20 protein-coding genes and 1 riboswitch are annotated in these 19,937 nt (G+C 72.3%); of the genes, 2 read left to right on the top strand and 18 right to left on the bottom strand.

Annotated features, from left to right (window positions below; translation table 11 throughout):
* Position 1: 1 nt before the first annotated feature.
* From lgt to hisI, 8 genes are all read right to left on the bottom strand, one after another.
* Complete coding sequence (lgt, locus tag CXQ97_RS04095) at positions 2–1,261, bottom strand: prolipoprotein diacylglyceryl transferase (protein ID WP_104179564.1); 1,260 nt, start codon at positions 1,259–1,261, stop codon at positions 2–4.
* Positions 1,258–2,100, bottom strand: a complete 843-nt coding sequence (gene trpA / locus CXQ97_RS04090; RefSeq protein WP_104179563.1) for a tryptophan synthase subunit alpha — start codon at positions 2,098–2,100, stop codon at positions 1,258–1,260. The genes lgt and trpA overlap by 4 nt, the downstream gene beginning before the upstream one ends.
* Entirely contained in the window at positions 2,097–3,452 is a 1,356-nt protein-coding gene (gene trpB, locus CXQ97_RS04085) for a tryptophan synthase subunit beta (RefSeq protein WP_104179849.1), read from the bottom strand. The genes trpA and trpB overlap by 4 nt, the downstream gene beginning before the upstream one ends.
* Positions 3,453–3,599: 147 nt before the next feature.
* Positions 3,600–4,424, bottom strand: a complete 825-nt coding sequence (trpC, locus tag CXQ97_RS04080; RefSeq protein WP_104179562.1) for an indole-3-glycerol phosphate synthase TrpC — start codon at positions 4,422–4,424, stop codon at positions 3,600–3,602.
* Positions 4,425–4,673, bottom strand: a complete 249-nt coding sequence (locus CXQ97_RS04075) for an HGxxPAAW family protein (protein ID WP_104179848.1) — start codon at positions 4,671–4,673, stop codon at positions 4,425–4,427.
* 251 nt (positions 4,674–4,924) lie between these two features.
* On the bottom strand, positions 4,925–5,758 hold the full coding sequence (locus CXQ97_RS04070) for a Trp biosynthesis-associated membrane protein (protein WP_104179561.1): 834 nt from the start codon (positions 5,756–5,758) through the stop codon (positions 4,925–4,927).
* Positions 5,755–7,308 (bottom strand): anthranilate synthase component I, encoded by a 1,554-nt coding sequence (locus CXQ97_RS04065; RefSeq protein ID WP_104179560.1) that lies wholly within the window; start codon positions 7,306–7,308, stop codon positions 5,755–5,757. The genes CXQ97_RS04070 and CXQ97_RS04065 overlap by 4 nt, the downstream gene beginning before the upstream one ends.
* Positions 7,309–7,312: 4 nt before the next feature.
* Complete coding sequence (hisI, locus tag CXQ97_RS04060) at positions 7,313–7,753, bottom strand: phosphoribosyl-AMP cyclohydrolase (RefSeq protein ID WP_104179559.1); 441 nt, start codon at positions 7,751–7,753, stop codon at positions 7,313–7,315.
* 81 nt (positions 7,754–7,834) lie between these two features.
* Here hisI and CXQ97_RS04055 point away from each other — a divergent pair, with 81 nt between their 5' ends.
* The gene (locus CXQ97_RS04055; protein WP_104179558.1) at positions 7,835–8,479 is read left to right on the top strand and encodes a TIGR03085 family metal-binding protein; all 645 of its coding nucleotides are present in this window, start codon (positions 7,835–7,837) and stop codon (positions 8,477–8,479) included.
* Between the two features lie 119 nt (positions 8,480–8,598).
* On the opposite strand, the gene hisF is transcribed toward CXQ97_RS04055, so the two are convergent.
* The 9 genes from hisF to aspS all read right to left on the bottom strand — a co-directional run bounded on the left by hisF (position 8,599) and on the right by aspS (position 16,659).
* Entirely contained in the window at positions 8,599–9,369 is a 771-nt protein-coding gene (gene hisF, locus CXQ97_RS04050; protein ID WP_104179557.1) for an imidazole glycerol phosphate synthase subunit HisF, read from the bottom strand.
* A gap of 8 nt (positions 9,370–9,377) precedes the next feature.
* Entirely contained in the window at positions 9,378–10,223 is an 846-nt protein-coding gene (gene hisG / locus CXQ97_RS04045; protein WP_104179556.1) for an ATP phosphoribosyltransferase, read from the bottom strand.
* Between the two features lie 66 nt (positions 10,224–10,289).
* Positions 10,290–10,553: a phosphoribosyl-ATP diphosphatase gene (locus tag CXQ97_RS04040; RefSeq protein ID WP_104179555.1), complete on the bottom strand. Its 264-nt coding sequence runs from the start codon at positions 10,551–10,553 to the stop codon at positions 10,290–10,292.
* A 138-nt stretch (positions 10,554–10,691) separates the two neighbouring features.
* The gene (gene ribH / locus CXQ97_RS04035) at positions 10,692–11,177 is read right to left on the bottom strand and encodes a 6,7-dimethyl-8-ribityllumazine synthase (protein WP_104179554.1); all 486 of its coding nucleotides are present in this window, start codon (positions 11,175–11,177) and stop codon (positions 10,692–10,694) included.
* Positions 11,174–11,905 (bottom strand): 3,4-dihydroxy-2-butanone-4-phosphate synthase, encoded by a 732-nt coding sequence (gene ribB, locus CXQ97_RS04030; protein ID WP_181034965.1) that lies wholly within the window; start codon positions 11,903–11,905, stop codon positions 11,174–11,176. The genes ribH and ribB overlap by 4 nt, the downstream gene beginning before the upstream one ends.
* Positions 11,902–12,552, bottom strand: coding sequence for a riboflavin synthase (locus CXQ97_RS04025; RefSeq protein ID WP_104179553.1), 651 nt, complete (start codon positions 12,550–12,552; stop codon positions 11,902–11,904). Before CXQ97_RS04025 ends, ribB begins: the two co-directional genes overlap by 4 nt.
* A 64-nt stretch (positions 12,553–12,616) precedes the next feature.
* The gene (gene ribD / locus CXQ97_RS04020; protein ID WP_258062241.1) at positions 12,617–13,756 is read right to left on the bottom strand and encodes a bifunctional diaminohydroxyphosphoribosylaminopyrimidine deaminase/5-amino-6-(5-phosphoribosylamino)uracil reductase RibD; all 1,140 of its coding nucleotides are present in this window, start codon (positions 13,754–13,756) and stop codon (positions 12,617–12,619) included.
* Complete coding sequence (pnuC, locus tag CXQ97_RS04015; protein WP_104179552.1) at positions 13,753–14,436, bottom strand: nicotinamide riboside transporter PnuC; 684 nt, start codon at positions 14,434–14,436, stop codon at positions 13,753–13,755. The genes ribD and pnuC overlap by 4 nt, the downstream gene beginning before the upstream one ends.
* Positions 14,437–14,550: 114 nt before the next feature.
* Positions 14,551–14,695: riboswitch (FMN riboswitch) on the bottom strand.
* Between the two features lie 149 nt (positions 14,696–14,844).
* The gene (aspS, locus tag CXQ97_RS04010) at positions 14,845–16,659 is read right to left on the bottom strand and encodes an aspartate--tRNA ligase (protein WP_104179551.1); all 1,815 of its coding nucleotides are present in this window, start codon (positions 16,657–16,659) and stop codon (positions 14,845–14,847) included.
* A 163-nt stretch (positions 16,660–16,822) separates the two neighbouring features.
* Here aspS and CXQ97_RS04005 point away from each other — a divergent pair, with 163 nt between their 5' ends.
* Positions 16,823–18,082, top strand: coding sequence for an APC family permease (locus CXQ97_RS04005; RefSeq protein WP_104179550.1), 1,260 nt, complete (start codon positions 16,823–16,825; stop codon positions 18,080–18,082).
* A 246-nt stretch (positions 18,083–18,328) separates the two neighbouring features.
* Here CXQ97_RS04005 and hisS read toward each other — a convergent pair whose 3' ends face one another.
* Positions 18,329–19,660 carry a histidine--tRNA ligase gene (hisS, locus tag CXQ97_RS04000; RefSeq protein ID WP_104179845.1) on the bottom strand — a complete coding sequence of 444 codons (1,332 nt, stop codon included), beginning with the start codon at positions 19,658–19,660 and terminating at the stop codon, positions 18,329–18,331.
* Positions 19,661–19,937: the final 277 nt, after the last annotated feature.

Below are 19,937 nucleotides of genomic sequence, written 5' to 3'. Positions count from 1 at the left end.
GTTACTCGGGAGCCGTTGTTTCGGAAAGGTTACCACGGCCATTCCGCGCCCTCCGCGCCGTGTCCGACACGTGGCCACCTGTGGCCGAAGCGTTATCGGAGGTGGCGCCCTGAGCGCTGCCGGCCGTTCCGGAGCGGCTCGCCGAGGCGTCGACCGCACCCTCGGACCGACCGTCGGCGCTGTCGCCGGAAGGCTCGTGCCGGGCGGCACCGGCTGGGTGCCCGGCGGCGTCGCCTGCCCGACCGTCGCCGGCCTCGCGCGCATCCGTGAGGTCTCCCGACGTCCCGGCGTCCTCGGACTCCGGGCCGGGCGCCGCGCCGTCGCGCGAAGCGTCGCCGGCACCGCCGTCCGTCCCTGTGCCTGTGCCTGTGTCCTTGGGGTCTCGCCCGGGCAGGTAGACGGACGGCGCGTCGACGGCGCCGCGTCGGACCGAGAGATAGACGAGGACTGCCAGCGACACGAGGAAGACGGCGATGCTCGTCCAGACGTTGAGCCGCTGTGTGACGCCGAAGAGGGTGACCATCTCGGCGTCGTCGATGCGGAGCGTCTCGATCCACACGCGTCCGAGTGTGTAGTACGCCGCGTAGAGCCAGAACATGCGCCCGCCGCGGAGGCGGAACCTCCGGGCGAGCAGGAGCAGGAGCGCGACGCCGGCGAGGTTCCACAGGAGCTCGTAGAGGAACGTCGGGTGGAACAGCGTGCCGGGTGCCTGGTCGGGCGGGAAGTTGACGTTGTCGGCGTCGATCTCCAGGCCCCAGGGCAGCGTGGTCGGCGCGCCGAAGAGCTCCTGGTTGAACCAGTTGCCGAGCCGTCCGACGGCCTGCGCGAGCAGCACGCCGGGCGCTGCCGCGTCGGCGAAGGCGGAGAGCTTCACGCCCGCACGCCGCGCGCCGATCCACGCGCCGACGGCGCCGAGAGCGATGGCGCCCCAGATGCCGAGGCCGCCCTGCCAGATCTGCGGGATCCGGGCGAGGTCGCCCTCGGGCCCGAAGTAGGCGTCCGGCGAGGAGAACACATGGTAGAGCCGCCCCCCGATGATGCCGAACGGGATGGCCCAGATGGCGATGTCCCAGACGGCGTCCGCGTTCCCGCCGAAGGAGACGAAGCGCCTCTGCGTGAGCATGAGCGCGAGGATGATGCCGGCCAGGATGCACAGCGCGTAGGCGTGGATCGTCAGGGGGCCGAGATCGAAGCTCGCCCATTCGGCCGGGGGGCTGGGGATCGACGCTGCAAGCCTTGACGTGACCGTCCCGGCGGTCATGCCGGGACCTTCGTCGTGCCCGTGCTGAGTTCGCGGGCGAGGTCGGCAACCGCGTCCACGCCGCCGTCTCGCAGGGCGGCCACGAGGGCCGTCCCGACGATGACGCCGTCGGCGTACACACCGATCTCCCGGACCTGGGCCGACGAGGAGACGCCGAGGCCGACGCAGACGCGGTCCGCGCCGGCCGCATGGGCCGCGTCGACCACGGCCCGCGCCGCGGCACCGACGGAGGTCCGGGCGCCGGTGACACCCATCACCGACACGGCATAAACGAAGCCCTTGCTCGCGTCGACGGTGTTCTGCATGCGCTGTGGCGACGTGGAGGGCGCCACGAGGAACACGCGATCCAGGCCGAGCTCCTCGGACACCGCGAGCCACTCGGACGCCTCGTCGGGGATGAGGTCGGGGGTGATGAGCCCGGCGCCGCCGGCGGCGGCCAGGCGCTCCGAGAAGGCGCGCACGCCCATGCGCATCACGGGGTTCCAGTAGGTCATGACGAGGACGGCGGCGTCCGTCTCCCGCGTGATGCCCTCGACGACGTCGAAGATCCGGGGCACGGTGAAGCCGTTGGCCAGCGCCTCGACCGTCGCTTCCTGGATGACGTGCCCGTCCATCACGGGGTCCGAGTAGGGGATGCCGATCTCGATGAGATCCACGCCGTTCCGTGCCATGGCGATGCCGGCGTCGATGGTGGTCCGGACGTCGGGGAAGCCCGCGGGCAGGTAGCCGATGAGCGCCGTCCGGCCCTCGCTGCGTGCCTTCTCGATGGCGGCTGCGGCCTTGGACCCACCGGCGGCGGACGGTCCTCCGGTGGACGTGTTCGTGGGATGCGTGGTCACAGCTGTTCACCCTCCTGGGCGATCTCCTGCTCGGCACTGTCGTCCGGGAGCAGGTCGAAGTAGCCCGCGGCGGTCGCCACGTCCTTGTCGCCGCGGCCCGAGAGGTTCACGACGATGATCCTGTCCGATGCCTGCTCCCCCGGCCCGAGGTCCGCGGCGAGGCGCCGGCCGACCTTCATGGCGCCGGCGAGGGCGTGCGCGGTCTCGATGGCGGGGATGATGCCCTCGGTCCGGCTGAGGAGCTTGAACGCCTCCATGGCCTCCGCGTCGGTGATGGGCTCGTAGTTCGCCCGTCCGATGTCGGCGAGGTAGGCGTGCTCCGGGCCGACGCCCGGGTAGTCGAGGCCGGCGGAGATGGAGTGCGACTCCATCGTCTGGCCGTCCTCGTCCTGCATGAGGTAGGAGCGGGCCCCGTGGAGCACCCCGGGGCGGCCGAGGGTGATCGTCGCCGCGTGGCGGCCGGTCTCGACGCCGTCGCCGCCGGCCTCGAAGCCGTGGAGGGCGACCTCGCGGTCGTCGAGGAAGCCGTGGAACATGCCGATGGCGTTGGAGCCGCCGCCCACGCAGGCGCACACGGCGTCGGGCAGCCTGCCCGTCTGCTCGAGGATCTGCTCCCGCGCTTCGTCGCCGATGACCTCGTGGAAGTACCGGACCATGGAGGGGAAGGGGTGGGCACCGGCCGCGGTGCCGAGGAGGTAGTGCGTGGTCCCGACGTTGGCGACCCAGTCGCGCAGTGCCTCGTTGATGGCGTCCTTCAGGGTCTGCGATCCGTTGGTGACGGGGATGACCGTCGCGCCGAGCAGCTGCATGCGCGCCACGTTGAGCGCCTGGCGGCGCGTGTCCTCGGCGCCCATGTAGACGACGCACTCGAGCCCGAGGAGTGCCGCCGCTGTCGCACTGGCGACGCCGTGCTGGCCGGCGCCCGTCTCGGCGATGACGCGGGTCTTGCCCATGCGCTTGGCGATCAGGGCCTGGCCGAGCACGTTGTTGATCTTGTGGGAGCCCGTGTGGTTGAGGTCCTCGCGCTTGAGGAACACGCGGACGCCGCCGCAGTGCTCGGCGAAGCGCTGCGCCTCGGTGAGGAGGGACGGCCGGCCGGCGTAATTCCTGTTGAGCTCGGTGACCTGCGCGGTGAACTCGGGATCGGCCTTCGCCTTCTCGAACGTGTCCTGCAGTTCGTCGAGCGCGGCGATCAGCGATTCCGGCATCCAGCGGCCGCCGTACGACCCGAAGTAGGGACCCGGGGCGTGGCGGAGGCTCTCGTCGTGGCTGAGGAACGCCTCGGCCGTTCCGGCGTCGATGGTGTCCGCTGCTCCGGCGTCCGTGCCGGGGCGGCCCGCGTCCTGGTGCATGTCGGTCATGGCGTCAGGGTTCCTGTCCTGTTGGTCCTGGTCCGGGCGACGGTGCCGTCCGGATCGCTCGCGGACCGGCGGCGACCGGTCCTTCGTGCTGTCGCTGCGCCGTCCCGCAGGTCCGCGGGGCCGCGCAGGGATGTCGTGTCAGCCGTGTGCGGGTACTCCCGGGTTCCCGGCGGTGCGGTCCGCCCGCCGGAAGGCCCCGATCGTGGTGGCGGGGTCGCTGTGGCGGACGAGTGCCTCCCCCACGAGGACGGCGTGCGCGCCGCTGGCGGCGTAACCGGCGACGTCGTTCGCGTCCCGCACCCCCGATTCGGCGATGACGACGGTACCTGTCGGGATGAGGTGCACGAGGCGGCCGAAGACGTCCCGGTCGATCTCGAGGGTCTTCAGGTTGCGGACGTTGACGCCGATGATGGGGGCTCCGGCGGCGACCGCGCGGCGGACCTCGTCCTCGGTGTGCGTCTCGACGATCGCGTTCATGCCGAGCCCGTGCGTCAGGGCGAGGAACGAGGCGAGCTCCTCGTCGGTGAGCGCCGCGACGATCAGGAGGACGACGTCGGCGCCGTGGGCGCGGGCCTCCCAGATCTGGTACTTGTCCACGGTGAAGTCCTTGCGGAGGACGGGCAGGCCCACCGCCGCGCGGACGGCGTCGAGGTCGGCGAGCGACCCCCCGAACCGCCGTTCCTCGGTCAGCACGGAGATGACCGCCGCGCCTCCCCGTTCGTAGGATGCGGCGAGTGCCGCCGGGTCGGCGATGTCGGCCAGCGCACCCTTGGACGGACTGCTGCGCTTGACCTCGGCGATGACGGCCATCGTCCCGGGCCGCCCTGCGCCGAGGGCCGCGAAGGCGTCCAGCGGGGCGGACGCCGCGAGGGCGGCGGCGCGGACGTCCTCGAGGGGACGCGCACGGCGGCGCTCCGCGAGGTCCTCACGGACGCCCTCGATGATGTCGTCGAGGACCGTCATCTAGTGGCCGTTGTTCTTGAGCTTGGATCCACCCACGCCGTAGCCGATCTTGCGGAGGATGAAACCGACGATCAGGCCGATGAACATGACCCCGATGCCTGCCCAGAACAGCAGCGTGCCGAAGTCCTTGTTGCCCTCCGTGCTGGCCAGGACGTAGGCGAAGGAGGCCACGGCGGCGCCAGCCAGCATGATGAGCACGCAGGTCCATGCGGCGGGGCTGTTGCCGTGACCGATCGTCTCGTCGCCCATCTGGGCGTGGTTCGCGGGGGTGTTGCGGGTAGCGGAGGCGCGGGTCTCGGATGCCATGGGAAATCTCCTTCGAACGGGTCTCGTTCCATTCTGCCATTGATGGGTCGGCGCGGCGGAACGGAGGCGGTGGGCCGCGGCCGGACGACGGGGGCGGCGCGACGGGTGGTGCGGGCGACGCGTGGGCGGTGCGACGGGCAGGCGGTGCGGTGCGACGGGAGGGCGGTGCCGGCGGTGCGGGGAGGAGCCGTCGGTCAGCCGGTCGGGTCGTTCCCGCGGGAGAGCTCGTCCCAGCTGTCGATCTCGTCCGCATGGGTGTTCGTCCGGCTGCTCCGCGAGGACTGCCCCGACGGGTCGGGCTGCTCCGGCCGACCGGCGTCCGCACCGGCGCCGGCGGCTTCGGCGCCGGGCAGGGCGGGGGTTCCGACCGCCCCCGTGTCCGCTGCTTCGTCCGGGCCCGTGCGGACAGGCGGGACGACGCCGGGAGCCACGTCACCGGTCGACGGTACCGGCGCGCCGGGTTGGAGGGCGTCCGCGGGTTGGAGGCCGTCCGACGGAGCACGGACGCCCCGGGCCGCGCCGGCGTCGTACCGCCGGTTCACACCCCAGATCCTGCCGGCCAGGAGCACCCACGGTGCCGCGAGGACCAGCAGGGCGCCGGCTGCCACGGCGAGCCAGGGCATCGCGCCGGCGGTCGCTTCGGCCCCCGCCGAGCTGCTGACCCCGATCGCCGTGCCGATGGCGGGCTCCGCCGCGCCGGCCGGGTCGAGGGCGACCGCGGCGGCGGACAGCACGATGCCGACGCCGGACAGCACGAGGATGGCCGCGATGATCCACCGGGCCACACGCCCTGCGATCGACACGGCGAGGGCCGCGGCGAGGGCTACGAGCGCGAACGCGGTGACGGGTGTGGAGGCGTCGCTGCCGGGGATGGCGAGGTCCGGCGTCTGGACGGCGTCCTGCGGCAGGCGCACGGTGAGCCAGGTCTGGGTGGTCGATCCGAAGGCGAGCAGTGCGAGGACCACGATCCCGAGGACCACGATGCCGCGCCGGGTGAGGCGGCCGGGGGCCGGACGGTCGGCGCTCACGGTACCTCCGCCGTCGCGGGCCGCAGCCCGGCCGCGGTCAGCGCGGCGCGGAGTGGCGCCGCGGCCTTGTTGACCGTCTCGAGGGCCTCCGCCTCGAGGACGGAGTCGGCGACGATCCCGCCGCCCGACTGCACGTACGCCTTGCCGTCGCGCAGCAGGGCCGAGCGGATGGCGATGGCCATGTCCATGTCCCCGGCGAAGTCCAGGTATCCGACGACACCGCCGTAGATGCCCCGCCGGTGCGGTTCCACCTCGTCGATGAGCCGCAGGGCGCGGGGTTTCGGGGCACCGGACAGGGTCCCGGCGGGGAAGGTCGCGGCGAGGACGTCGTAGGCGGTCTTCGAGGGTGAGAGCCGGCCGACCACCGTGGACACGAGGTGCATGATGTGGCTGAACTTCTCCACCTCCATGAACTGGGTGACGTCCACGCTGCCCGGCAGGCAGACCTTGGAGAGGTCGTTGCGTGCCAGGTCCACGAGCATGAGGTGCTCGGCCTTCTCCTTGGTGTCCGCGCGGAGTTCGACGGCGAGGTCGCGGTCCTCCTCGGTGGTCCTGCCGCGAGGGCGCGATCCGGCGATCGGGTGCGTGATGACCTCGTCACCCGTCACCGTCACGAGGGCCTCGGGCGAACTGCCCACGATCGAGTAGCCGCGCCCGTCGGCGTCCTCGAGGCTGAAGAGGTACATGTAGGGGCTCGGGTTGGTGGTGCGCAGGATCCGGTAGACGTCGAGGGCGGAGGCGTCGCACTCGATCTCGAACCGGCGGCTGATGACGACCTGGAAGACGTCGCCGTCCACGATCGCCCGCTTGCCGCGCTCGATGGCCCGCAGGTAGTCGGGTTCGAACCAGGACTCGCGGACCCGATCCATCGAGCGCTCGGCGCTCGGCGCGTCGGCGGCCATCACCGAGACGGCCAGTTCGGCGGGCGCCACCAGCTTCGCGAGCATCGCACGGATGCGGGCGACGGCGTCGTGCCATGCCTCGTCGACCCGCTCGTCGGTGCCGTCGAAGTTGACGGCGTTGGCGACCAGCGTGAGCGAGCCCTCGGAGTTGTCGTGGATGGCCAGGTCCGAGACGAGGCACATCGCGAGCTCGGGCAGCAGCAGGTCGTCCTCGGGCGGGCTCGTGAGACGCTCCCAGTGCCGGACCGCTTCCCAGCCCACGAAGCCCACCATGCCCGAGGTGAAAGGGGGTAGGTCCTCGAACCGTTCGGTGCGCAGCGCCTCGACGGTGAGGCGGAGGGCCTCCACGGGGTCGCCGCCCACCGGGACACCCGCCGGCGGTTCGCCGAGCCAGTACGCCTCGCCGTCGCGGGTGGTGAGCGTGGCCCGGGAGTGGGAGCCGATGAAGGAGTAGCGCGACCACACACCGCCGACCGCCGCCGATTCCATGAGGAACGTCCCGGGCTGCCCGGCGGCGAGCTTCCGATAGATACCGATGGGAGTGTGCGCGTCCGCGAGGACCTTCAGGTGCACGGGCACCACGCGGCGGGCCCTCGCCAGGGCGCGGAACTCCTCGAGGGTGGGGCTGATGGTGCCCAGCTGCTGCATGGGGTCAGGATCCTTCGGGTTCGGGACGGTCGGCGGTCGCGGCGGGGAGCGCGCGCCCGTCGAAACAGGTTCTGGTGCCGGTGTGGCACGCGGCGCCTTCCTGGTCGACGGTGACCAGCAGGGCATCGCCGTCGCAGTCGAGGGCCACGCCCTTCACCCACTGGCGGTGGCCGGAGGTGTCGCCCTTGCGCCAGTACTCGGCGCGGGAACGCGAGTAGAAGGTCACGCGGCCGCTCGTCAGGGTGCGCCGGAGGGCCTCCTCGTCCATCCAGCCGAGCATGAGCACCTCGAGCGTGTCGTACTGCTGCACGACGGCGGCGACGAGGCCGGCGTCGTCCTTCTTGAGGGCTTCGGCGATGGCCGGATCGAGGGCCGGGCGCTCCTCGTCGGGTGGCCCCGCGGGGGACGTTCCGGACGAGGACGGGGAAGGAGTGGAGGGAGGCATCACCCCTGATTCTAGTGCGGTCCCCGGGATGCGCCCCCGCACCTGCCCCCGCGGAGGTGCGGCGTGCTATTTTCAGCTGTGATGCACTTCGTAACCCCGTCCCGCGAGGTCCTGGCCGAGACGCTTCTGGCAGCCGGCCCCGACGCCCCCACCCTGTGCGAAGGGTGGCGGACGCGCGACCTGGCCGCGCACCTGTACCTGCGGGAGCACAAGCCCGTGTTCAGTCTCGGGATGGTCATCCGGAGGCTGGCTCCCGTCACGGAGCGCGCCATCGGGGAGACGGCCGAGCGCGCTGCGTCCCCGGCGGGGTACGAGGCCCTGGTGAACCGCTTCTCGGCCGGCCCTCCCGCACTGTCGCCCATGCGTATCAGTTCGATCGACACGAGCACCAACCTCATCGAGTACTTCGTGCACACCGAGGACGTCCGCCGTGCCACGACGCGCTGGGCGCCCAGGGCGCTCGACGAGGACTACGCGGACGCGCTGTGGGAGGAACTCGTCAAACGGGCGGCCATCCTCTACCGGGCGGTGGATCTCGGCGTCGTGCTGGTGAGGCCGGACGGGCCGAGGCACGTCGCCAAGCGCGCACCGGTGTCGGTGGCCATTGTCGGTGATCCGGGCGAACTGCTGCTCCACGCCCATGGGCGACGGCAGCAGGCGCTGGTCACGTTCGAGGGTCAGCCGGACGCCGTCGCCCTGCTCGAGAGCGCCGACGTAGGCCTCTGAGGTCCGGGACGGGTCAGCACCCGCCAGCACCTGTGCGTCCGGGACGCCGCGCCGGGTACCCGGAGCCGTGGGAACCCCACCCCGGGTCTGGGCCGCCGCGCCGGATGCACCCTGACGCGCTAACGGACGGGGAACCCCGCCTCGCGGATGGCCGCCTTGACCCGGGCGATGGCGTCCATCGGACCGAAGTGGAAGACGGAGGCCGCGAGGACGGCGTCGGCTCCTGCCTGCACCGCCGGCGGGAAGTGCTCGGGCCTGCCGGCACCACCCGAAGCGATGAGCGGCACGCCGACGGCGGCCCGGACCGCCCGGATGAGCTCGAGGTCGAAGCCCTCCTTGGTGCCGTCGGCGTCGATCGAGTTGAGCAGGATCTCCCCCACCCCCCGGTCAGCGGCCTCCCTGGCCCAGGCGACGGCGTCGATGCCGGTGCCCTTGCGGCCCCCGTAGGTCGTCACCTCGAAGCCCGACGGCGTGCTGCCGTCCCGCGTGCGGCGCGCGTCGAGGGAGAGCACGAGGACCTGCGCTCCGAAGTGCGCCGTGATCTCGTCGATCACGGACGGGCGTGCGACGGCCGCCGTGTTGATGGACGCCTTGTCCGCACCGTGGCGCAGGAGGCGGTCGACGTCGGAGATCTCGCGGACTCCCCCGCCCACGGTCAGGGGGATGAAGACCTCTTCGGCGGTCCGTGCGACGACGTCGAAGGTCGTCTCGCGGTTGCCGGAGGAGGCGGTGACATCGAGGAACGTCAGTTCGTCGGCTCCTGCGCGGTCGTACCGGTGGGCGAGCTCCACCGGATCGCCGGCGTCGCGCAGGTCCTCGAAGTTGACGCCCTTCACGACGCGCCCGGCGTCGACGTCGAGGCAGGGGATGACGCGGATGGCGACGGTCATGGCTGCCCCTAGATCCGGCAGGCGTGGATGGTGCTGACGAGGATGGCGCGCGCACCGAGGTCGTACAGCTCGTCCATGATGCGGTTGGTCCGGTTCCGCTTGACCATCGCACGGACGGCGACCCACTCGGAGTCGCGCAGCGGGGAGATGGTCGGCGACTCGAGTCCGGGCGTGAGGGCCGCGGCCCGGTCCACGAGGTCGGTGCGGATGTCGTAGTCCATCATCACGTACTGGCGTGCCACGAGGACGCCCTGCAGGCGCCGCAGCAGGACGTCGAGCCCTGCCGGTGCGTCCGCACCCGCCCGGCCGATGAGGACGGCCTCGCTCTGCAGGATGGGCTCCCCGAAGATCTCCATGCCCGCGGCCCGCAACGTGTTGCCGGTCTCCACGACGTCGGCGATCGCGTCCGCGACGCCGAGACGCACCGAGGATTCGACGGCGCCGTCGAGCCGGACCACGGACGCGGTGATGCCGCGCCCGGCGAGGTAGTCGTTGAGGAGTCCCTCGTAGCTCGTGGCGAGCCTGCGGCCCTCGAGCTGCTCCACGGAGGAGAAGTCCCCGACGGGACCGGCGAACCGGAAGGTGGAGGCGCCGAAGCCGAGCTGCAGAAGCTCCTCCGCGTTGACCTGTGCGTCGAGGAAGAGGTCGCGGCCGGTGATGCCGACGTCGAGCGTGCCCGAGCCGACGTACACCGCGATGTCGCGGGGGCGGAGGAAGAAGAACTCGATCTCGTTCTCGGGGTCGACGAGCACGAGCTCGCGGGGGTCGCGGCGCTGGCGGTAGCCGGCCTCGGCGAGCATGGCGGACGCGGCCTCGGACAGGGCGCCCTTGTTGGGGACTGCTACACGGAGCATGGGAGGAATCCTTCGGTGGAGGAGGAGAGGGCAAGCAGGGGCCGCGGGCGGGTGGCGCCGGCGCGGCTACAGATGCTTGTAGACGTCCTCCAGGGTGAGCCCCTTCGCGAGCATGAGGACCTGCAGGTGGTAGAGCAGCTGGGAGATCTCCTCGGCGGCGTCCTCCGTGGATTCGTACTCGGCGGCCATCCAGACCTCGGCGGCCTCCTCGACGACCTTCTTGCCGATGCCGTGCACGCCGGAGTCGAGCTCGGCGACGGTCCGGGAGCCGGCCGGGCGGTCGGCGGCCTTCGCGCTGAGTTCCTCGAACAGGGATTCAAAGGTTTTCACCTCCCTAGGCTATCGGCTCGCCGGGCCGCCCCGTCCCGCGGCGGCCGTCGTGTGACGGACGCCTCCGACTGCCTCCGGCCGTCGTCGGGCGGATCGGGCACGCGACGCGCGTTCCGACCGCCGGACCCGGGCATCGGGCTACGGCGCCCAGGGGCGGAGGACGGCGGCCGTGGCGAGTGCCGCCGACACCGCCTCGTAGCCCTTGTCCTCCGAGGAGCCGGGCAGGCCCGCCCGGTCGAGCCCCTGCTGCTCGGTGTCGCAGGTCAGCACGCCGAATCCGACGGGCACACCGGTGCTCACGCTCACGTCGGTGAGTCCCGACGTCGCCGCCTGGCACACGTAGTCGAAGTGGGGCGTACCGCCGCGGATGACGACGCCGAGGGCGGCGACGGCGTCGACGTGCGGTGCGAGGCGCGCCGCGGCGACGGGCAGCTCGAAGCTGCCCGGGACGCGGATCTCGGTGACGTCGGCCCCGGCGTCGGCAGCGGCGCGGCGGGCGCCGTCGAGCAGGCCGTCCATGATCTCGGTGTGCCAGCTCGCGGCGATGATCGCGAGGCGGAGGGGTGCGCCCCCTGACGTGGTCAGTGCGCTGACGTCGATGCTGGGTGCTCCGTGGCCGCTCATGGTGCTCCTTCGGTGGGGTCGGTCGTGGTGGTCGTGGTGGTCGTGGTTGCGGGGGCGGGCGGGGCCGCGCCGTGCAGCGCCGGGGCTCTGTGCGCCACGTGGGCGACGAGGTCCTCGATGGAGATGAGCGGGATCCCGTGCTCGTCGGCGAAGCGCCGGAGCGCGGGCAGGCGCATCATGTCGCCGTCGTCGTGCACCAGTTCGGCGATGACGGCGGCAGGCCGCTTGCCCGCGAGGACGCAGAGCTCGACGCCGGCCTCCGTGTGTCCCGGCCGCTCGCGCACTCCGCCCGGTGCGGCGCGCAGCGGGAAGACGTGCCCCGGGCGGGTGAGGTCGCGCGGACCGCTGGACGGGTCGGCGAGCACACGGGCGGTCCACGCGCGGTCGGCGGCGCTGATCCCCGTGCCGACCCCGGCCGCGGCGTCGCACGAGACGGTGTACGCCGTGCCCTTGGAGTCCTCGTTGACCGCCGTCATCGGCGGCAGGAGGAGCCGGTCGGCGTCGTCCGCCCGCAGCGGCACGCAGAGCACGCCCGAGGTCCAGCGCACGGTCCACCCGACCAGTTCCCGGGTGGCGTCCTCGGCCGCGAACACGATGTCGCCCTCGTTCTCGCGGTCCTCGTCGTCCACGACGACGGCGGCACGTCCCGCCGCGAGGGCGGCGATGGCGGCCTCCACGGGATCGAGCCGCACCGGTCCGTCGGCTGCGGCCGGCACGCGTGCCGTCACTGCGCTCCCCCGGTGGTCTGCCGCCGCGCGTCGGCGGCGGCGAAGCCGAGGAGCCGTTCGGCGTACTTGGCGAGCACGTCCATCTCCAGGTTCACCGGGTCGCCGAGGACCTTGGCGCCGAGGCCCGTCTCCCGGAGCGTCGTCGGGATGAGTCCGACCTCGAACCACTGCTCGGCGTCGTCCGCCGGGCTGACGGCGGTGACGGTCAGGGAGACGCCGTCGATCGCCACGGAGCCCTTCTCCGCCGCGTACCGGCCGAGCGTCGCGGGCAGCCCGAAACGGAGCCGGTGCCACGCGCCGAGGTCCTCGCGCTCGAGCAGCACACCGATCCCGTCCACGTGCCCCTGGACGACGTGACCGTCGAGGCGGCCGCCGGCAGGCACGCACCGCTCGAGGTTGACGGGCGCTCCCGGCTCCAGCCCGCCCGTGGTGGTCCGGCGGAGGGTCTCGCCCATCACGTCGACGCCCACGCGGGCGCCGTCGAGCGTGACGGCGGTGAGGCAGACGCCGTTGACGGCGATCGAGGCGCCCGGTGCGAGGTCCTTCCCGGTCTCCGGCGCCTCGACGACGAGGAGGCCGCTCTCGCCGTCGGGCGCGAGGTCGAGGGAGACGACGCTGCCCTGCTCTGACACGATTCCTGTGAACACTGGTACTTCCTTCGGGTGGGGAGGCGGGAGGAGAGCCGGAGCGTGGGCGGGAGGCCACGTACCGCTAGGGGGCGAGGGACGGGGGCCGCAGGTGCAGCCGCACGTCGGCTCCGAGCCGGACGACGGCGGGGCCCCCGGCGTCGTCGGGCACCCACCGTGTCGCGCCGGAGAGCGTCTCGACGCCGAGCCCGGGGAACGCCGGTGCGCCGTTGCCGAGGAGCAGCGGGGCGACGTAGCTGAACAGTTCGTCGACCACGCCGGCCCTGAGGAAGGCGGAGGCGATCCGGGGGCCTCCCTCCACCAGGAGGTGGCGGACGCCCCGGGTGTACAGCGCGTCGAGGACCTCGTGCACATCCCGCGTCGGCAGGTGGAGGAACCCCTCGCCGCGGATCGCGGCGGCGTCGGGTACGGCGCTGCGGCCCATGACCACGCGCAGACCCGCACTCCGCGCCGACGCCGGGGTGCCCGGCCGCGCCGAGTCGACGGGCGCTGCGCCGGTCGGTGCGCTGCCGGTCGGTGCGGCGTCGGACGGTGCCGTACCCGGCCGTGCGGTCAGCTGCGGGTCGTCGGCGAGGACGGTGCCCGTGCCGACCAGGACGGCGTCGGCCAGGGCGCGGAGCCTGTGGCCGTCGGCGCGGGCCTCGGCGCCGGTGATCCACTGGCTGGTGCCGTCCGGGGCAGCCACCCGGCCGTCGAGGGACTGCGCCGACTTCAGCGTGACGAAGGGGCGCCGCGCGGAGGTGGCAGCGGCCCAGCGCTCGTTCAGCTCCCGGGCGCGGGCGGCCTCGTGACCCGCGACGCAGTCGACGCCCTCGGCGCGCAGCCGCTGCCCGCCACCCGCCGCGGCAGCATCGACGTCGTCGGCCGCGTACACCACGCGGGCGACGCCGGCCTCGAGGAGTGCCGTGCTGCACGGGCCGGTCCGGCCGGTGTGGTCGCACGGCTCGAGGGTCACCACCATGGTGGCGCCCCGCGGGTCGTTGCCGCGCTCCCGGGCGTCGGCGAGGGCGGCTGGTTCGGCGTGCGGCGTGCCTGCTCCCCGGTGGTGGCCCTCGCCGAGGACGGCGCCGTCGGGGGCGAGCAGGACGGCGCCCACAAGGGGGTTGGCGCCCCGCACGCCGCACGCGGCGAGGTCGAGGGCACGCAGCAGCGCTGCCGACTCCGCCGGCGTGACCCCTTCGATTCCGTGCGCCGTGGTCCTCACCGGAGGGTCGGATCCGGGAGGAGCGTCTCGACGCCGGGCTTCGCCGTCCGCTGGGCACGCGCCCACACGAAGAAGCCGACGAGCGTGAAGCCGCCGTAGAAGATGTACATGAAGGCGCTGGCGTAGTAGCCCGCGCTGAACAGCAGCGGGACGCCCACGACGTCCACGGCGACCCAGACGAGCCAGAACTCCACCCAGCCCTTGGCCATGCCGTAGGTGGCGAGCAGCGACCCGACGAAGGTCCAGGCGTCGGCCCAGACGGGCTCGTAGGAGCCGAGCATGCGGAAGAGCGGTGTCAGCGCGAGGGTGCCGATGAGCAGGAAGGCGACCATCCCGAGGCGCGCCCTGTTGCCGGCCCACTGCGGGACGACGGCCTGTCCCCCGCGGTTCCGGCTGGCCTGCCACTGCCGCCAGCCGTAGACGGAGACCGCGATGAACATGACCTGACGCCCGGCCTGCCCCAGCAGGTTCACCGCGCTCGCCGTACCGAAGAGCGAACCGAGGAAGACCGTGAGGAGCAGGAGGTTGCCGACGATGCCGACGGGCCACGCCCAGACGCGACGACGCATGCCGCCGAACGCGCTGAGCAGGCCGAAGATGTTGCCCACCACCTCGCGGAGCAGGAGGGAGCCGTTGCCTACGGGGATGCGGGCTTCGAAGAGCCACTGCAGAAAGTCCATGCCGATCCTTCGCCGATACGACGGCTCCGGGGATGACAGAAGGAGGGACACGCTGTCGCGGCGAGGCCGCGACAGGACCGTCACCCGTTCCCGGGCAGCGGCGAGTCCCTGCCGTGTGTGCTTCTCCCATCCAGACTTTGACTGTCGGTCCCGGAATTCCACCGGCTCAACCGTCCACTCATCGCGCGGGTGCGCAGCTCGTGGACGGGTCGCGGACTATAACCGCCGGTTCGGACTTACACCGACCCCGGAGCACATACTCCGCCGAGTATTTCACAGAGCGGCCGCGCCCGCGGATGAACCGTCACAATTCGTCCGACAGCGATCAGCCCGGGACCCCGATGCGAAGGACGGGGCACCCGGGTGCCCCGTCCTCCTCAGTGCGTGCCGGAGACTCCGGCGTACCGGTCAGGCCCCGGTCATGGGCCCGGACTTCGGGTCGGTCTTCGCTTCTGCCTTCGCGTCGGTCCTCGGCTTCGCGTCGACGCCGGCCTCCTTGCGCTGCTGGGCCGTGATGGGCGCCGGCGCGGCCGTCAGCGGGTCGAAACCGCCACCGGACTTCGGGAAGGCGATGACGTCCCGGATGGAGTCGGTGCCCGCGAGCAGGGAGACCACGCGGTCCCAGCCGAGCGCGATCCCGCCATGGGGAGGCGCGCCGTACTTGAAGCCCTCGAGGAGGAAACCGAACTTCTCCTGCGCCTCCTCGGCGCCGAGGCCCATGACGGCGAACACGCGCTCCTGGACGTCGCGGCGGTGGATCCGGATGGACCCGCCGCCGAGCTCGTTGCCGTTGCAGACGATGTCGTACGCGTAGGCCAGGGCGTTCTCGGGATCCGTGTCGAAGGTGTCGAGGAACTCGGGCTTCGGGGACGTGAAGGCGTGATGGACGGCCGTCCAGGCCCCTCCTCCGACGGCGACGTCCCCGGCGGCGACCGCCGCGGACGCGGGCTCGAACATGGGGGCGTCGACCACCCAGACGAACGCCCAGTCGCCCTCCTTGATGAGTCCCGTGCGTCGTCCGATCTCGACGCGCGCGGCACCGAGGATGGCGCGCGACGACGTGCGGTCACCGGCGCCGAAGAAGATGCAGTCGCCGGGGTTGGCGCCGGTCGCGGCTGCGAGGCCCTCCCGCTCGGCGTCGGTGAGGTTCTTGGCGACCGGTCCGCGCAGACTGCCGTCGTCGTCGATCAGGACGTAGGCGAGGCCCTTCGCGCCGCGCTGCTTCGCCCATTCCTGCCAGGCGTCCAGCTGACGACGCGGCTGCGAGGCACCGCCCGGCATGACGACGGCACCGACGTAGGGCGCCTTGAAGACGCCGAACCCGGTGTCCTTGAAGAAGTCCGTCAGCTCGGTCAGCTCGAGCCCGAAGCGGAGGTCGGGCTTGTCCGAGCCGTACCTGGCCATGGCGTCGGCGTAGGTCATGCGGCGGATGGGGAGGGGGATCTCGACGTCGATGAGCTTCCACAGGGCGGAGACGAGCTGCTCGCCGAGGGCGATGATGTCGTCCTCCTCGACGAAGCTCGCCTCGATGTCGAGCTGCGTGAATTCGGGCTGGCGGTCGGCGCGGAAGTCCTCGTCGCGGTAGCAGCGGGCGAGCTGGTAGTACTTCTCGAACCCGCCGACCTGCAGGAGCTGCTTGAAGAGCTGCGGTGACTGCGGGAGGGCGTACCAGGAGCCCGGTGCGAGGCGTGCCGGCACCAGGAAGTCGCGCGCGCCCTCGGGAGTGGATCGGGTCAGGGTGGGCGTCTCGATCTCCACGAAGCCGTCCGCGTGGAGCAGCTCGCGTGCGACCCGGCTCGCCTCGGAGCGCAGGCGAAGGTTGGCCTGGGGACCGGGCCGCCGGAGGTCGAGGTAGCGGTGGCGCAGACGCGCCTCCTCGCCCACCTCGACGTGCTCGTCGATCTGGAACGGCAGGGGGTCCGAGGTGTTGAGGATCGTGACGGTGTCCGCGATGACCTCGATCGCACCCGTGGACAGGGCGGGGTTCTCGTTGCCCTCGGGGCGCTGGTGCACCGTGCCGACGATCTGCAGGACGTACTCGTTGCGCAGGCTGGAGAACACGTCCTCCTCGCGGACCACCACCTGGGCGACGCCGGACGCGTCGCGCAGGTCGAGGAACGCCACACCGCCGTGGTCGCGGCGGCGGGCGACCCAGCCTGCCAGGGTGACCGTTTGTCCTACGTGCTCGGGCCGGAGGGAGCCGAGTTCATGCGTGCGGAGCACAGCATTCCTTCCCACAAATGTGTCAGATGAATCGCAGGCTTCGGGAGCGCCTGCCTAGAGTTGGTTCAAGCCCGACCAACCTTACCGGTCCCGGTTCAGCCGCCCCGACAGCCAGGACCCGTCCTCCACCGCCGATCATCCAGCGCCCGACCCGAGGAGGACCATGTCCGAGCAGCCCGGACTCCGCCGCGCCATGGGCGGCGTCGATGCCACGACGGTGGGCGTCGGCGCCATGATCGGGGCCGGTGCCTTCGTCGTCTTCGCGCCCGCCGCCGCCGCCGCCGGGGGTCTCCTGCCGCTCGCCGTCGGGATCGCGGGGTTCGTCGCTTACTGCAACGCCTCCGCGACGGCGTCCCTCGCCGTCCGCTACCCCTCCAGCGGCGGGACGTACGTGTACGGGCGGAAGCAGTTGGGCGACTGGGCGGGATTCCTCGCCGGATGGGGCTTCGTCACGGGCAAGCTCGCCTCGTGCGCCGCGATGGCGCTCACGTTCGGGTTCTATGCGGCGCCCGGCGCCGAGAAGCCCGCCGCGGTGGCCGCCGTCGTCGCCCTGACGATGGTGAACCTCCTCGGCGTGACCCGCACGGCGCTGGCGACCCGCGTGATCGTCGCGCTCGTGGTGCCCGTCCTCGCCTTCGTCGTCGTCGTCGGGTTCGCCTCCCCCGCAGCACCCGAGGCGGCCGGCGGCGGCCCGGGGAGCGCCGGGGGCGTCCTGCAGGCCGCGGCGCTGCTGTTCTTCGCCTTCGCGGGATACGCCCGGATCGCGACCATGGGCGAGGAGGTACGGGAGCCCCGACGCACCATCCCCGCGGCGATCCTCGGCGCGCTCGGCTTCACCCTGGTGCTGTACGTGCTGCTGGCGCTGTCCCTCCTGCACGCCCTCGGGCCCGCCGGGCTCGCCGCGACGACCGCCCCGCTGCGGCAGGTCGTCGAGGCCGCGGCGCCGCCACGGGTGGACGGTGTCCTGGGCGCCGTCGTCACCGCCGCCGCAGCGCTGGCGAGTCTCGGCGCACTGCTCGCCCTCATCGCAGGGGTCGGCCGCACGAGCCTCGCCATGGCGCGGGGCAGCGACCTCCCGCCGGCGCTGGCCCGCGTCTCCGTCCGCTACGCCGTGCCGTGGGTCGCGGACATCGTCTCGGCCGTCGTCGTCGTAGTCCTCCTGATCGCCACGGACGTGCTGACCGTCGTCGGCTTCTCCAGCTTCAGCGTGCTGGTCTACTACGCGATCGCGAACGCCGCGGCGTTCTCCCTCACCGAACGGCAGTGGTACGCACCGCGCTGGCTGAACGCCGTCGGCGCCGCGGCCTGCCTCGTCCTGGCCTTCACCCTCCCGGCGACGTCGGTCCTCACGATGGTCGCGGTGCTCGCCGGAGGAGTTCTTGTGCGCGCGGCCGTCCTCGTGCGCCGACGCAGGAGGTCGTGAGGGGCACGTCCGTCCTGCTCGCCCGTCGTCGTCCCCCGGTTTCGAACGTAGAAGCCGGTGTCGCACCGGGACACGCCGGTGCCGGCGCACTCCGCGTCGGAGAAGGGGGAACGACGACGGCTCCGCACGGCGGGCCGGATCCCGCGTCGGTCACTCCCCGACCCGGGAACCCGGCGCGGCGGACCGGATCCGCGGCGGAGATCCCCCGGGTCTGAGCACCCGGCGCGGCGGCCCGGGCCGTCCGGGTTATGACGCCGTCGTCACCACGGGGCGGAGGTCGTCCGCGGGCGGCGTCCACGACGCCGGATCCGCCGGGGCCTGCTCGCCGGAGCGGATGTCCTTGACCTCGTGCGAACCCTCGGCCGATGTGAACCAGACGAAGGGGATGCCGCGCCGGTCGGCGAACTTGATCTGCTTGCCGAACTTCTCCGCGCTCGCCGCGACCTCCGCCGAGATCCCGCGACCGCGCAGCGCCGCGGCGACGTCCTGCGCCTGCGACCACGCGTCGTCGTCGGCCAGGGTCACGAGCACGGCGGTGGGCACGGAGCGGGAGACCGTCGCGAATCCCTGGCTGAGGATGCGCGAGACGATCCTGGTGACGCCGATGGACAGCCCGACGCCGGGGAAGGTGCGGTTGCCCTTGCGGGCGAGGGCGTCGTAGCGGCCGCCGGAGCAGATCGAGCCGAGTGCCTCGTGCCCGTTCAGGACCGTCTCGTAGACGGTACCGGTGTAGTAGTCGAGCCCCCGGGCGATGCTCAGATCGGCGACGACGCGGCCCGGCGCACGCCGCGACGCCTCGCCGACCACCTGGCGCAGCTCCTCGAGGCCCTCCTCGAGGAGGTCGTTCGTGACCCCGAGGGCCCGCACGCGCTCCGCGAAGGACGTGTCGTTGGTGCGGATACCCGCGAGGTCGAGGGCGAGGCGCACCTGGTCATCGGTGGCGCCCACCTCCTCGCGCAGCAGCGCTCCCACCTTGTCGGGGCCGATCTTCTCGAGCTTGTCGATGCTGCGCAGCACCGCGGCGGTGTCCTCGAGGCCGATGGCCCGGTAGAAGCCCTCGGCCAGCTTCCGGTTGTTCACGCGCAGCGTGAAGTCAGGGATGGGCAGGGCACCGAGGGCTTCCACCACGGCGAGGGCCAGTTCGACGTCGTAGCGGAACGGGAGGACGCCGTCGCCCACGACGTCGATGTCCGCCTGCGTGAACTCGCGCGCACGCCCCTCCTGCGGCCGTTCGCCGCGCCAGCACTTCTGGATCTGGAACCTGCGGAAGGGGAAGGCCAGGTGGCCCGCGTTCTCGACGACGTAGCGCGCGAAGGGGACGGTCAGGTCGTAGTGGAGCGCGAGGCCGCTCTCGGAGGCGGATGCCTCATCGGCCTGGAGACGGGAGACCGCGTACACCTCCTTGTCGATCTCGCCCTTGCGGAGGAGGTGTTCCACGGTCTCGACCGCGCGGGTCTCGATGCTGGAGAAGCCGTGCAGCTCGAACGTCCGCTGCAGCACCCCGAGGACGTGGAGCTCGATCAGGCGCTCCTCCGGGAGCCATTCGGGGAAGCCGGACAGTGATGCCTTGCGGGCCATGGGGTGGATCTCCTCCTGCGGTGGGGGCCGGTCGCCGTCGTGTGCGGCGTCGCGGACCGGTTCTGCGGCCTTCATCCTAGGTCCCGGTGGGACCCTGCGGAAAAGCGGCTGCTCGGACCGCCGCTCGGGCGGATACGGCCCGCGCCATGCCGCGGATCGGGGGCCAGTGGGTAAAGTAACCTCAGGGCAGGTGCCGCGTTGCTCCGGAAGATCGGTGGGCGCTGAGGAGACTCGTTCGGCGGGCTCTCCCGCCGCTGTCCGACGGACCGGGTCGATA

It is taken from the genome of Arthrobacter sp. B0490 (assembly GCF_002929355.1).
Lineage (GTDB): Bacteria > Actinomycetota > Actinomycetes > Actinomycetales > Micrococcaceae > Arthrobacter_D.
The sequence above is the reverse complement of the archived record's forward strand: the minus strand, read 5'-3'. Positions and strand labels throughout refer to the sequence as shown.

What these genes read in the sequence shown, in the direction of transcription:
- lgt (WP_104179564.1), bottom strand. Translation starts at nt 1,261, where the DNA reads ATGACCGCCGGGACGGTCACGTCAAGGCTTGCAGCGTCGATCCCCAGC.
- trpB (WP_104179849.1), bottom strand. Translation starts at nt 3,452, where the DNA reads ATGCACCAGGACGCGGGCCGCCCCGGCACGGACGCCGGAGCAGCGGAC.
- trpC (WP_104179562.1), bottom strand. Translation starts at nt 4,424, where the DNA reads ATGACGGTCCTCGACGACATCATCGAGGGCGTCCGTGAGGACCTCGCG.
- CXQ97_RS04075 (WP_104179848.1), bottom strand. Translation starts at nt 4,673, where the DNA reads ATGGGCGACGAGACGATCGGTCACGGCAACAGCCCCGCCGCATGGACC.
- CXQ97_RS04065 (WP_104179560.1), bottom strand. Translation starts at nt 7,308, where the DNA reads ATGCAGCAGCTGGGCACCATCAGCCCCACCCTCGAGGAGTTCCGCGCC.
- hisI (WP_104179559.1), bottom strand. Translation starts at nt 7,753, where the DNA reads ATGCCTCCCTCCACTCCTTCCCCGTCCTCGTCCGGAACGTCCCCCGCG.
- CXQ97_RS04055 (WP_104179558.1), top strand. Translation starts at nt 7,835, where the DNA reads ATGCACTTCGTAACCCCGTCCCGCGAGGTCCTGGCCGAGACGCTTCTG.
- hisF (WP_104179557.1), bottom strand. Translation starts at nt 9,369, where the DNA reads ATGACCGTCGCCATCCGCGTCATCCCCTGCCTCGACGTCGACGCCGGG.
- hisG (WP_104179556.1), bottom strand. Translation starts at nt 10,223, where the DNA reads ATGCTCCGTGTAGCAGTCCCCAACAAGGGCGCCCTGTCCGAGGCCGCG.
- ribH (WP_104179554.1), bottom strand. Translation starts at nt 11,177, where the DNA reads ATGAGCGGCCACGGAGCACCCAGCATCGACGTCAGCGCACTGACCACG.
- pnuC (WP_104179552.1), bottom strand. Translation starts at nt 14,436, where the DNA reads ATGGACTTTCTGCAGTGGCTCTTCGAAGCCCGCATCCCCGTAGGCAAC.
- CXQ97_RS04005 (WP_104179550.1), top strand. Translation starts at nt 16,823, where the DNA reads ATGTCCGAGCAGCCCGGACTCCGCCGCGCCATGGGCGGCGTCGATGCC.
- hisS (WP_104179845.1), bottom strand. Translation starts at nt 19,660, where the DNA reads ATGGCCCGCAAGGCATCACTGTCCGGCTTCCCCGAATGGCTCCCGGAG.